This window comes from Albidovulum sediminicola, assembly GCF_025751575.1.
In the GTDB taxonomy this organism is placed as follows: Bacteria; Pseudomonadota; Alphaproteobacteria; order Rhodobacterales; family Rhodobacteraceae; genus Albidovulum; species Albidovulum sediminicola.
Genome location: NZ_JAOWLA010000001.1, coordinates 350,198 through 362,658 on the forward strand (window position 1 = coordinate 350,198; position 12,461 = coordinate 362,658).

The following is a 12,461-nucleotide window of genomic DNA, read 5'->3' on the forward strand; positions in this document are numbered from 1 at the left end:
GCCGGGATGCGCGCGCGCTCAAGGACTTATCGGTCCGGGGGATCGGGCGGGCAGGCCGGGCGGCCTGGGTTTCCGCGAAACATCTTCAACCATGCCGAAAGCCATCACCGACATTTGACCCAGATCAAGGTAAGGTTGCCTTCGGCGGGTCAAATGACCCCCGTCCGGAAACCGTCCGACTGCGCGAGTCGGCTGGGCATGGATGAACGAAGGGACATAGCATGTGGGATTATTTGAAGCTCGCCGCGCTTGGCGCCATCGCGGTCGTGGCCGCGATCGCAGCCAACTACGCGCGCGACCTTGCATACATGGTCAACGCCTTGACCGTGATGCTGGCTGCGGCCATCACATTCGTCTGGGTGTTGCGCCGTATTGATACGCCGCGGCCCCAGGTTGCCAACGAGTACCTTGACGGCGTCGTGCGCGCCGGGGTGATCGCGACGGCCTTCTGGGGTGTCGTGGGCTTTCTGGTGGGCGTGACCGTTGCCTTCCAGCTGGCCTTTCCGGCGCTGAACCTGTCCGAACTGGCCCAGGGTTACCTCAACTTCGGCAAGCTGAGACCGCTGCACACCTCGGCGGTGATCTTTGCCTTCGGCGGCAACGCGCTGATCATGTCCTCGTTCTATGTCGTCCAGCGGACCTCCGCGGCGCGGCTCTGGGGGGGAAACCTCGCATGGTTCGTGTTCTGGGGCTACCAGCTGGTCATCGTGCTGGCCGCGACGGGCTATATCCTGGGTGCCACCCAGTCCAAGGAATACGCCGAGCCCGAATGGTACGTCGACTGGTGGCTGACCATCGTCTGGGTCGCCTATCTGGCCGTCTTCCTCGGCACGATCATCAAGCGCAAGGAACCCCACATCTACGTGGCGAACTGGTTCTACCTGTCGTTCATCGTCACCATCGCGATGCTCCACGTCGTCAACAACCTTGCCATCCCGGTCTCGGTCTTCGGGTCGAAGTCAGTTCAGGTCTTTGCCGGCGTGCAGGACGCGATGACACAGTGGTGGTACGGCCATAACGCCGTGGGCTTCTTCCTGACCGCAGGCTTCCTGGGGATGATGTACTACTTCGTGCCCAAGCAGGCCGAACGCCCGGTCTTCAGCTACAAGCTGTCGATCATCCACTTCTGGGCGCTGATCTTCCTTTATATCTGGGCCGGTCCGCACCACCTGCACTACACCGCGCTGCCGGAATGGGCCTCGACGCTGGGTATGGTCTTCTCGATCATCCTGTGGATGCCCTCCTGGGGTGGCATGATCAACGGCCTGATGACGCTTTCGGGCGCCTGGGACAAGATCCGCACCGACCCGGTGATCCGCATGATGGTGATCTCCATCGGCTTCTACGGCATGTCGACCTTCGAAGGCCCGATGATGTCGATCAAGGCCGTGAACTCGCTGTCGCACTACACCGACTGGACCATCGGCCATGTCCACTCCGGCGCGCTGGGCTGGAACGGCATGATCACCTTCGGGGCGCTCTACTTCCTGGTGCCGCGCCTGTGGAACCGCGCCGGTCTTTACAGCCTCAAGCTCGTCTCCTGGCACTTCTGGCTCGCCACCATCGGGATCGTGCTCTACGCCGCCTCGATGTGGGTGACGGGGATCATGGAAGGCCTGATGTGGCGTGAAGTGGATGCGAACGGCTTCCTCGTGAACGCCTTCGCCGACACCGTCGCCGCGAAGTTCCCGATGTACGTGGTGCGGGGTCTGGGCGGGGTCATGTACCTGGCTGGTGCGGTCATCATGGTCTACAACCTCTGGGCAACCGTCGCTAAGCAGCCGGCCTCCGCCGCTGCCAGCGCCGCGGTCCCGGCCGAATGAGAGGGGCCCAGAAAATGTCCATCCTTGAAAAGCACAAGTTCCTCGAAACCAACGCCACGGCGCTGCTCGTCGGGTCCTTCCTGGTCGTGACCATCGGCGGGATCGTGGAGATCGCCCCCCTCTTCTACCTTGAGAACACGATCGAGAAGGTCGAGGGGGTGCGTCCCTACTCTCCGCTCGAACTGACGGGGCGCGACATCTACATCCGCGAAGGCTGCTATGTCTGCCACAGCCAGATGATCCGCCCGATGCGCGACGAGGTCGAGCGCTACGGCCACTACTCTCTGGCGGCGGAGTCGATGTACGACCATCCGTTCCAGTGGGGCTCCAAGCGCACCGGGCCGGATCTGGCCCGGGTGGGCGGCCGCTATTCGAACGAATGGCATGTCGACCACCTGACCGACCCGCAGTCGGTGGTGCCGGAATCGGTGATGCCGAAGTACGGCTTCCTTTCCGACCGGATGATCGAGGCCAAGCACATCGAGGACCGTCTGGCGACCGACGCGCTCGTCGGTGTGCCCTACACGTCCGAGATGATCGAGCTGGCCAAGGCTGATTTCGCGGCCCAAGCCGATCCGGATGCCGACACCGACGGGCTGCTTGAGCGCTACGCCGGTGCCAGTGTCGCCAATTTCGACGGCCAGGCGGGCATCTCGGAAATGGACGCGCTCATCGCCTATCTCCAGGTGCTGGGCACGATGGTCGATTTCTCGACCTTCGAACCTGACCCGAACCGATAGGAGGAGCGGATGGATATCTATTCGCTTTTCCGGGAATTCGCCGACAGCTGGGCGCTTCTGGCGCTGGTGCTGGTCTTCGCGGGCGTCGTGATCTGGGCCTTCCGGCCCGGGTCGCGGAAGGTCCACGACGACGTGGCGAACATTCCCTTCCGGCATGAGGACAGGCCCGCCCCCGCCGGCACGACCGGCGCGCGGGGTCAAGGAGGCGCAAGATGAGCAAGAAACCGACAACGACGAAGGCCCAGCCCGAAACCACGGGACATTCCTGGGACGGGATCGAGGAATACAACAACCCCCTGCCGCGCTGGTGGCTCTGGACCTTCTACCTGACCATCATCTGGGGGCTGATCTACACGATCCTCTACCCGGCCTGGCCGCTGGTGGAGGGCGCGACCCAGGGTCTTTGGGGCGGCAACCCGCGCACGAGCGTCGCCGCTGAAATCCAGCGCTTCGACGATGCGAACGCGGGGATCGAGGCCAAGCTGGTGGCGGCGGACCTGACGGCAATCTCGGCGGATCAGGAGCTTGTCGGCTTTGCGACCAACGCAGGGGCCGCGGTGTTCAAGACCTGGTGCGCGCAGTGCCACGGTGCCGGTGCCGCCGGGGCCAAGGGCTATCCCAACCTGAACGACAACGACTGGCTCTGGGGCGGCACGATCGAGGATATCCACACCACGATCCAGCACGGTATCCGCAACACGGAAGACGCGGACGCCCGCTACTCCGAAATGCCGCGCTTCGGCGCCGACGAGTTGCTGGAATCCGAGCAGATCGACCAGGTCGTGCACTACGTCCTGCAGCTCTCGGGCCAGGACAATGACGCGGCCCTCGCGGCCGAGGGCGCCACGGTCTTCGCCGACAACTGCGCGGCCTGCCACGCGGAAGACGGCTCGGGCGACCGCGCGCAGGGCGCGCCGAACCTGACCGACGCCATCTGGCTTTATGGCGGGGATGCGGCTGCGCTGACCGAGACGGTGACGAATGCCCGCTTCGGCGTGATGCCGGCTTGGTCCGGCCGCCTGAGCGAGGCCGACATCCGCGCGGTCGCGACCTGGGTCCACAGCCGCGGCGGCGGCGAGTAAAGGAATCCGGGGGGCATCACTGCCCTTCCGGTGAAAAGCATCGGCGCCCCGTCCTGTTCGCGCGTTTCCTGGGGGCGCCGATGCTCCAAGACTTCTGGCGTGCCTTCGGGCGCGCCTTTTTTCTGGGCGCGTCCCCGCCCGGCGGGCGGGCCTACCCTGCGAAGTCCGCGGCAAAAATAGCCTGCGACCATTTGGACTTCAATTCCGGGGACACCTCCCGCTACCATTGACCTATATCAAAGCCACGAGTCGGAGCGGTGCCGTAATAGTCCGACGCGAACGGACATAAAATATTCAGGAAATTGAAGATGAGTTCCAGCGAAACGCCTCCGGCGCTTTACGCAGCGCGGGAGCCGATATTCCCCCGCAGGGTCAAAGGCAACTTCCGCACCCTCAAATGGGTGATCATGGTGGTGACGCTTGGTATCTATTACGTCACGCCCTGGCTGCGCTGGGACCGGGGGCCGAGCCTGCCCGACCAGGCTGTGCTGGTCGATCTGGCCAACCGGCGTTTCTTCTTCTTCATGATCGAGATCTGGCCGGATGAGTTCTACTTCATCGCCGGCCTTCTGATCATGGCGGGGCTGGGGCTCTTCCTGTTCACCTCGGCGCTTGGCCGGGTCTGGTGCGGCTACACCTGCCCGCAGACCGTCTGGACCGATCTTTTCATCCTGGTCGAGCGCTGGGTCGAGGGCGACCGCAACGCCCGCGTGCGGCTCTGGAACCAGAAATGGGACCTGCGGAAGTTCCGCCTGAGGATGACGAAGTGGTTCATCTGGCTGCTGATCGGCCTGGCGACCGGCGGGGCCTGGGTCTTCTACTTCACCGACGCGCCGACGCTGGCGCGCGACTTGTTCACGCTCGATGCCCATCCGATCGCCTATTCGACGATGGGCATCCTGACCGTCACCACCTTCGTCTTCGGCGGCTTCGCGCGCGAGCAGATCTGCATCTACGCCTGCCCCTGGCCGCGCATCCAGGCTGCGATGATGGACGAGGACACGCTGGTCGTCGCCTATCGCGAATGGCGCGGCGAGCCGCGCGGCAAGCTCAAGAAGGGGGAGCTTGATCCGAGCCAGGGCGATTGCATCGACTGCATGGCCTGCGTCAACGTCTGCCCGGTGGGGATCGACATCCGAAACGGTCAGCAGCTCGAATGCATCACCTGCGCGCTCTGCATCGATGCCTGCGACGAGGTCATGGACCGGATCGGCAAGCCGCGCGGCCTGATCGGCTACATGGCGCTGAAGGACGAGACGGTCGAACGCGCGGGCGGGCATCCCAAGCAGCTTTGGAAGCATATCCTGCGTCCGCGCACGCTGCTTTACACCGCGCTCTGGTCAGCGGTCGGCGTGGGGCTGATCGTGGCGCTCTTCATGCGCTCGCCCATCGACTTCAACGTGACGCCGGAGCGCAACCCGATCTTCGTGACGCTTTCCGACGGTTCGATCCGCAACGCCTATGAGATCCGGCTGCGCAACAAGCAGCCCGAGGATCGCCCCTTCCTGCTGTCGCTGACCTCGGATTCGCCGCTGGCGCTTTCGCTCGAAGGCCGGGAAAGCTATGTTGTGACCGTGCCCGCGGACGAAACGCTGACCCAGCGCGTCTATGTGACCGCGCCGCCGGGCAGCCGGGCCGCCGTGGCGGACCGCACCGCGATCCGGCTCTGGATCGTGGACCAGGTGAACCAGGACCGCGTCTACGCGAACACGGTCTTCAACGGGAAGGACCAGTGAGATGGGCCGGGAACTGACAGGGCGCAAGGTCTTCGCGATCACGGCGTCGGCCTTCGCCATCATCATCGCGGTCAATGTCTACATGGCCGTGAAGGCGGTGGGCACCTTTCCGGGGCTGGAGGTGGCGAACTCCTACGTCGCCTCGCAGAACTTCGACCGGGAGCGCAACGCGCAGGAGGCGCTGGGTTGGACGCTCACCGACAGCTACGAGGCGGGCGAGCTCAGGCTGTCCTTCCGTGACAGCGCGGGTCACCCCGTCACCCTGGGCGACATCGCCGCAACCGTCGGCCGCACGACCGAGGCTGCCGAAGACAAGACCCCGATCTTCGTCCACGAGGGTGGCGACTATGTCGCGCCGCTTGACCTTGGGCCGGGCCGCTGGATGGTCCTGCTCGAAGCGCGGGCCGAGGACGGCACCCGGTTTCACAAGCGGCTCGATATCTCCGTGAAGGACTAGGACCCGTGTCGGCAACCTCGATCTCGGCCTGCCCCGCCTGCATCGCCGCACCCTCGGCCGAGGCCATGGCGGCGGCACGGGCGCAGAAAGCTTCCGGCCTCGTCCTCTCGCTGCCGACGGCGCATTGCGCGGCCTGCATCTCGGACGTGGAGCGGGAATTGACGCGGATGCCGGGGGTCCGTTCGGCGCGGGTCAACCTGACGCTGAAGCGCGTCAGCGTCGAGGCCGCGCCCGAGGTCACGCCCGAGGCGATGATCGCCCGGCTCGCCGGGATCGGATACGAGGCGCATGAGCTTGATCCGGGCCTTCTGTCTGTGACCGAAACCGACCGGCGCGGGCGCGACCTGCTGATGCGGCTGGGCGTTGCCGGATTCGCGATGATGAACGTCATGCTGCTTTCCGTCGCCGTCTGGTCGGGGGCGGAGGCCGCGACGCGTGACCTCTTCCACTGGATCAGCGCCGCGATCGCGCTGCCGACGCTGGTCTTTGCCGGTCAACCCTTCTTTGCCTCGGCCTGGGCCTCGCTCAAGGCGCGGCGCCTTGGCATGGACGTGCCGATCTCGCTGGCGCTGATTCTGTCATCCGCGATCTCGCTTTACGAGACGTTCCAGGGCGGCGAACACGCCTATTTCGATGCCGCGGTGTCGCTGTGCTTCTTCCTGCTGGCGGGGCGCTACCTCGATTACCGGTCGCGCGCGATTGCACGGTCCGCAGCCGAGGAGTTGGCCGCGCTGGAGGTGCCGCGTGCGACCCGGATCGGACCTGAGGGCGAGTCGATCGTGCCCATCGCCGAGCTCGCCCTGGGCGATCTGGTGCGCGTCCGGCCCGGCGCCCGCATGCCCGTCGACGGGATCGTGACCGAGGGCGCGTCCGAGCTCGACCGTTCGCTCCTCACCGGGGAAACGCTGCCCGTGCGGGTGGCCGCCGGCCTGCCCGTCAGCGCGGGGGAGGTCAACCTGACCGGACCCCTGACGGTGCGCGTGACTGCGGCAGGGCGCGATTCGTCGCTGCACCGGATGGCGGACCTCGTCGCGGTCGCGGAAAGCGCGCGCAACCGCTACACCTCGCTGGCCGACCGGATGGCGCGGGCCTATTCGCCCAGCGTCCACTTGCTCGCGCTCGCGGCCTTCATCGGCTGGATGGTCCAGTCGGGCGGCGATATCCGGCTTGCGGTCAACGTCGCCTCGGCGGTGCTGATCATCACCTGCCCCTGCGCGCTGGCGCTTGCCGTGCCGGCCGTCGTGACGGCCGCTTCGGGCCGCCTGTTCCGGCAGGGCCTGCTGATCAAGGACGGCACCGCGCTCGAACGGCTGGCAGAGGTCGATACGGTCGTCTTCGACAAGACAGGGACGCTGACCCTTGGCGCGCCCCGGCCCATCGACCTGGACCGGCATGACGCGACCGACCTGTCGCTGGTCGCGGCGCTGGCCGCCGGCTCGGCCCATCCGCTGTCTGCCGCCCTGGCGGCGGCGCTAACGGATCGCGGGATCGCCCCGGCACCGGTCAGCGGGCTGCGCGAGGTTCCGGGCGAGGGCGTGGAGGCATTCCTGGGCGACCGCCGCGTGCGGCTGGGCCGCGCCGACTGGACCGGCGCCACGCCTGAGGACATGACCGCGACCTACCTTGATGCGGGCGATGGACGCGCGCCGAGAACCTTCGTTTTCGCTGACCAGTTGCGCCCCGGCGCGGCAGAGGCCGTGGCGGCGCTCAAGGCGGCGGGCAAGCGCGTGGTGCTGCTCTCGGGTGATGCGGAAACGCCGGTCGCGCGCCTTTCGAAGGAGCTTGGGATCGAGGAATGGCACGCGGGCGCCCGACCCGAGGAGAAGGCCGGGCGGGTAGCGGACCTGACGGCGGCGGGCGGGCGCGTGCTGATGGTGGGCGACGGTCTGAACGACACCGCGGCGCTTGCGGGCGCGCATGTTTCGGTTTCGCCTGCCACCGCGCTTGACGCGGCCCGGGTCGCCTCGGACATCGTGCTTCTGGGGCAGGACCTGCAGCCCATCGCGCTGGCCGCATCGCTTGCCGTCACCGCACGCCGGCGGATCAAGCAGAACTTCGCGCTGTCGCTCGGCTACAACCTGGTGGCAGTGCCGGTCGCGCTTCTGGGGCTTGCGACCCCGCTGATCGCGGCCCTGGCGATGTCGGCCTCCTCGATCACCGTATCTCTCAACGCGCTCAGGCTGAGGTGACGGGATGGAGATGCTCGTCTACCTGATCCCGGCGTCCCTGCTTCTGGGTGGGGTCGGCCTTGCCGCCTTCCTTTGGGCGCTGCGCAATCGCCAGTTCGAGGACCCCGACGGCGACGGTCAGCGCTTTCTTTCGGACGATTGGGACGACCGCCCGAAGCCCTAGGCCATGGCCGGGTCTTGCCGGGGCTGTCTCGGCCTCAGGGTGCCACGACCTCGCAATCGGCGTTGCGGGCGACCAGCCGGCGGCAGGCAAGCTGGGCCGTTTCCTCGGTCATGCCGACGAAATTCGCATCGAAGCCGCCGCGCCGCGGGACGACCTTGCGCAGGGCTTCGTCCAGCGTGTTCATCTCCATCAGCGCGGTCTGCAGGAGCCGCCGTTCCGCCTCGTAGCGCGAGGGGTAGTTGCCGACGTTGATGGCCCATTGGCGCCCGCCCGAGGTCGAGACCCGCGTGACGATCTCCAGCGGCTCCGCGGCGTCCGGGGGCGCGGCGTCGGCGGCCGCGAGGATGACCCGCTCGGGCAGCGCGCGGGCAATGGGGGTCATGGTTTCCCGCGGGGTGTCGAGCGCGGCAACGGTCGTTTCTTCGACCGCCGTTGCCACGGCTGGCAGGTCCAGGACTTCCGGCGCATCGGCCGCTGCGACAGTCTCCGGTGGGAGCTCGGGCGTGCTGGCTTCGACCGGGGCTTCTTCCGCGGCGGCGACCACGACGGTCTCGGCCGGTTCGGCGGCGCCCGGGCGGGCCACGGGGCGCTGGATGTCGTCCGTCAGGGCGGCGGCGGCCAGGATCACGGCGGGCTCTTCTACGGGCGCGGCCTCGGCGGTGTCCTGCGGTGCCTCGGCGGCCGGTTCCGGCGCTGCCGGTTCGGCTGCCGCCAGCGCAACCGTTTCGACGGCTGCGGGGCGCGCGACCGGCTGGGGCGTGCCCTCAGGCGGCGTGGGCACAGCGACCGTTTCCAGTGCCGCGATCGCGGCTTGGGCGATCTCGGCGGGGGCCGGCGCCGGCGGCGCATCGGCGGATTGCACCGCCTCAAGCACGGAATCGATGTTTTCCTGCATCGCCAGCAGCAGTTCCTCCGGCGGCGCGGCGGGGGCTGCGCCCGGAACCGGGCGGGCGATCGGCTTCCTTGCGGTCTTCACCGCGCCTGACAGGCGGATGATCTTGCCCGCGCCGCCGGGCTCTCCGCCATCGGCCACCGCGTAGTTCGGCGCCGCAGGTTTCTGCACCACGGCCCGGTTCGGCGCCTTGCCGAACCCGATGTCGAGAAGCTGGGCCACACGCTCATTGCGCTGTGCGGTCGAGGTTCCACCGAAGACGGTCGCGATGATGCGCTTGTTGCCCCGCTGCGCCGAGGCGACCAGGTTGAAGCCCGCCGCGACGGTGTAGCCGGTCTTGATCCCGTCCGCGCCTTCGTAAGCCTCAAGGAACCGGCGGTTGGTCGAGGCGACCTTGGCCACCCCCGCATCCGCCCAGCGGCGGGAGAAGAGGTTGTAGTACTGCGGGAAATCGAAGAACAGGTGGCGACCCAGCATGGTCATGTCGTGGGCGGTCGACAGGTGACCTTCGGCGGTCAGGCCATTCGCGTTGCGGAAGCTTGTCTTCGACATGCCCAGCGCCTTGGCGGTGCGCGTCATGCGCTTTGCGAACGCGGGCTCGGAGCCTTCGATGGCCTCGCCGATGGCGGTCGCGGCATCGTTCGCCGACTTGATGGCGGCCGCGCGGATCAGGTAGCGCAGCGCGATCTTCTGGCCGGGCTTGAGTCCCAGCCGAGACGGCGGCTGAGAGGCTGCGTGCTTTGACACCGTCACCTTTGTGTCAAGCGAGATCTCGCCGCGCTCGATCGCCTCGAAAGCGATGTAGAGCGTCATCATCTTGGTCAGAGAGGCGGGATGAAGCCGGGCGTCCGAGTTCTTCTCGTGCAGGACCTGGCCCGTGCGCGCGTCGATCACGTAATCGGCGTAGGGTGCGGCCACGCCCGCGACCGGCGCCAGAGCCAGCGCCAAGCCCACAATCAAATTCCGGATAATACCCTTCACCCGCGTCCCGGCGGGTGCGGTTTGCTTACTGCCCATGTTCTGCCTCGGTGCCCCGGTTTTTGTGGTGGGGCTACTGCTTCGCCTTGACGATAGCACAGGGGTTCGCATCCGCAAAAGCCCAATTGCAAGTCTTTTTGAGCCGTTGCGGCCCGGACTTCGTTCAGCGTGGCCTGTCGGGGTGTGGCCGCTCATCGTTCAAGCGCGGCGATCAGCGGCGGCAAGGCGCCGAGGTCGGGGATCTCGCGGAAGCGGGGATGACCCTCGGGCGCGTCTGCATGCTCAAGTGCCCAGGTCAGGCCGTGCGGGACATAGACGCCCCAGCCGCCGGCCTCGATCGCCGGCACGACATCGGACTTCATCGAGTTACCGACCATGATCGCACCCTCGGCCCGTACCCCGTGGCGTTCGAAGATGGCCGCATAGACGGCGGGCGTCTTCTGCGACACGATCTCCACCCCGTCGAAGAGATCGCCCAGACCCGATTGCGCGAGCTTGCGTTCTTGGTCCAGCAGGTCGCCCTTGGTCACCAGCAGGATGCGATACCGTCCCGCAAGCGAGGAGACGGTATCGAGCGCGTGGGGCAGAAGCTCGATCGGGTGGGCCAGCATGTCCTGGCCCGTCGCGATGATTTCCCGGATGACGCGGGCGGGCACGCGATCCTCGGTCACTTCGATCGCGGTTTCGATCATCGAGAGCATGAAGCCCTTTATCCCGAACCCGTAGCGCCCGACGTTGCGCCGCTCGGCCTCAAGCAGGCGCTCATCCAGGTGATCGGGCTCCGCGAAATCCGCCAGGAGCGTCGCGAACCGGTCCTGCGTCAGGCGAAAGAAGCGCTCGTTGTGCCAAAGCGTGTCGTCGGCGTCGAACGCGACCGTCGTGAACTTTTCCATCAGCGCCTCCCGCCGGGTTTGATAGCGCGGCGGGGCGGATCGTTGCAATCGCGTGTTTTGCGGACTTTTTTCCCGGCCCCTCCCGGATTATATTGCCGGGCGAACCCCTGTCGCCCGAATCCACCAGGAGCTGGCCCCGTGACCCTTCGTCCCTTCATCATGTCCGACCAAGACGGCGGCCGCGATGGCGAGACTTCGGTCGTCACCAAGACCCGGCCCAAGACGCAGCGCCCGCCGATGTACAAGGTGCTGCTCCTGAACGACGATTACACGCCGATGGAATTCGTCGTGCATGTGCTGGAACGCTTTTTCGGGATGAACCATTCCCACGCGTTCGAGATCATGTTGACCGTGCACAAGCGCGGGCTTGCCGTCGTCGGTGTCTTTTCCTTCGAGGTGGCGGAGACCAAGGTGGCGCAGGTGATGGATTTCGCGCGCCGCCACCAGCATCCGCTGCAATGCACGATGGAAAAGGAATAGGGCGCCTGCCCCCAAGCCATGAGCCAATCCCGACTTACCCTTGCGCTTGAGGGCGCCGAGTTGCCCGCCGAGGGTACGATCCTGGTCATCGGCCCGCGCGGGGATACCGACCTGTCGGCGCTGCCCAAGGATCGGGTGCGGATCGTCCAGGGCTTCCGGCCCGACCATGACGCGCTGGCCGCACGAGGCTACGCGGTCTCGCCCGGGTTTGAGGGGCATCACGCGGCGGCGATCCTTTTCGTGCCGCGCGCGCGGGCCGCCGCGCGGGCGTTGGTCGCCGCGGCGGCGGATCACCTGCCGGCGGGCGCGTCCGTCTGGGTGGATGGCCAGAAGACCGATGGCGTGGACAGCGTGCTGAAGGACATCCGCCCGCGGGCCGAGATCGCGGAGGTGTTCGCCAAGGCGCATGGCAAGGTCTTTCGCTTCGCGGTGCCGGAGCGGGGCGGGTTTGAGGACTGGCGCGCGGCCGACACGCAGCCGGCCCCAGGCTTCGTGGCGGCGCCGGGCGTGTTTTCGGCCGACGGGATCGACAAGGGGTCCGTGGCGCTGGCGGCGGAGTTGCCCGGCGATCTGCACGGGGTCGTCGCCGACCTTGGCGCGGGCTGGGGGTGGCTCTCGTCCGAGATCCTCAAGCGCGACGGGGTGCGTGAGTTGCACCTGATCGAGGCCGATCACGCCGCGCTGGCCTGCGCGCGGCGCAACGTCACCGATCCGCGCGCGCGTTTCCACTGGGCGGATGCCACCCGCTTCCGGCCTGAGCGGCGCTTCGATGTCGTGGTGACCAACCCGCCCTTCCATACCGAACGCGCGGCCGATCCCGCGCTTGGCGCCGCCTTCATCCAGGCCGCGGCGGGGATGCTGACGCCTTCCGGTCAGCTTTGGCTCGTCGCGAATCGGCACCTGCCCTACGAGAAGACCATGGCCGCATTGTTTCGCGAAGTGGCGGAAGTGGGCGGCACATCCGGCTTCAAGGTGCTCAAGGGAAACCGTCCGGCCACCTCGCCTCGCCCCGGCCGGTGAATTCCGAT

General features: G+C 67.0%; 12 protein-coding genes. 10 read left to right on the plus strand and 2 right to left on the minus strand.

What is annotated here, in order from left to right; genetic code table 11:
- Nucleotides 1-221: 221 nt before the first annotated feature.
- The 8 genes from ccoN to ccoS all read left to right on the plus strand — a co-directional run bounded on the left by ccoN (nucleotide 222) and on the right by ccoS (nucleotide 8,190).
- Nucleotides 222-1,823, plus strand: coding sequence for a cytochrome-c oxidase, cbb3-type subunit I (gene ccoN / locus OE647_RS01705; RefSeq protein ID WP_263719857.1), 1,602 nt, complete (start codon nucleotides 222-224; stop codon nucleotides 1,821-1,823).
- Between the two features lie 14 nt (nucleotides 1,824-1,837).
- Nucleotides 1,838-2,563, plus strand: a complete 726-nt coding sequence (gene ccoO / locus OE647_RS01710) for a cytochrome-c oxidase, cbb3-type subunit II (RefSeq protein WP_263719858.1) — start codon at nucleotides 1,838-1,840, stop codon at nucleotides 2,561-2,563.
- Between the two features lie 9 nt (nucleotides 2,564-2,572).
- Complete coding sequence (locus OE647_RS01715; RefSeq protein WP_263719859.1) at nucleotides 2,573-2,779, plus strand: cbb3-type cytochrome c oxidase subunit 3; 207 nt, start codon at nucleotides 2,573-2,575, stop codon at nucleotides 2,777-2,779.
- Nucleotides 2,776-3,645: a cytochrome-c oxidase, cbb3-type subunit III gene (ccoP, locus tag OE647_RS01720; RefSeq protein ID WP_263719860.1), complete on the plus strand. Its 870-nt coding sequence runs from the start codon at nucleotides 2,776-2,778 to the stop codon at nucleotides 3,643-3,645. The genes OE647_RS01715 and ccoP overlap by 4 nt, the downstream gene beginning before the upstream one ends.
- Nucleotides 3,646-3,953: 308 nt before the next feature.
- Nucleotides 3,954-5,381 (plus strand): cytochrome c oxidase accessory protein CcoG, encoded by a 1,428-nt coding sequence (gene ccoG / locus OE647_RS01725; RefSeq protein ID WP_263719861.1) that lies wholly within the window; start codon nucleotides 3,954-3,956, stop codon nucleotides 5,379-5,381.
- Nucleotide 5,382: 1 nt separating this feature from the next.
- Nucleotides 5,383-5,838: a FixH family protein gene (locus OE647_RS01730; protein WP_263719862.1), complete on the plus strand. Its 456-nt coding sequence runs from the start codon at nucleotides 5,383-5,385 to the stop codon at nucleotides 5,836-5,838.
- A gap of 65 nt (nucleotides 5,839-5,903) precedes the next feature.
- Nucleotides 5,904-8,027, plus strand: coding sequence for a heavy metal translocating P-type ATPase (locus tag OE647_RS01735; protein ID WP_263719948.1), 2,124 nt, complete (start codon nucleotides 5,904-5,906; stop codon nucleotides 8,025-8,027).
- Between the two features lie 4 nt (nucleotides 8,028-8,031).
- On the plus strand, nucleotides 8,032-8,190 hold the full coding sequence (gene ccoS / locus OE647_RS01740; RefSeq protein ID WP_263719863.1) for a cbb3-type cytochrome oxidase assembly protein CcoS: 159 nt from the start codon (nucleotides 8,032-8,034) through the stop codon (nucleotides 8,188-8,190).
- A 34-nt stretch (nucleotides 8,191-8,224) separates the two neighbouring features.
- Here ccoS and OE647_RS01745 read toward each other — a convergent pair whose 3' ends face one another.
- Complete coding sequence (locus OE647_RS01745; RefSeq protein ID WP_412174919.1) at nucleotides 8,225-10,030, minus strand: D-alanyl-D-alanine carboxypeptidase family protein; 1,806 nt, start codon at nucleotides 10,028-10,030, stop codon at nucleotides 8,225-8,227.
- Nucleotides 10,031-10,251: 221 nt separating this feature from the next.
- Nucleotides 10,252-10,953 carry an HAD family hydrolase gene (locus tag OE647_RS01750; RefSeq protein WP_412174913.1) on the minus strand — a complete coding sequence of 234 codons (702 nt, stop codon included), beginning with the start codon at nucleotides 10,951-10,953 and terminating at the stop codon, nucleotides 10,252-10,254.
- Between the two features lie 159 nt (nucleotides 10,954-11,112).
- Between OE647_RS01750 and clpS the strand changes: the two genes are divergently transcribed.
- Nucleotides 11,113-11,433 carry an ATP-dependent Clp protease adapter ClpS gene (gene clpS / locus OE647_RS01755; protein WP_263719951.1) on the plus strand — a complete coding sequence of 107 codons (321 nt, stop codon included), beginning with the start codon at nucleotides 11,113-11,115 and terminating at the stop codon, nucleotides 11,431-11,433.
- An 18-nt stretch (nucleotides 11,434-11,451) separates the two neighbouring features.
- Nucleotides 11,452-12,453, plus strand: coding sequence for a class I SAM-dependent methyltransferase (locus OE647_RS01760; protein WP_263719865.1), 1,002 nt, complete (start codon nucleotides 11,452-11,454; stop codon nucleotides 12,451-12,453).
- The last annotated feature ends 8 nt before the right edge of the window (nucleotides 12,454-12,461 follow it).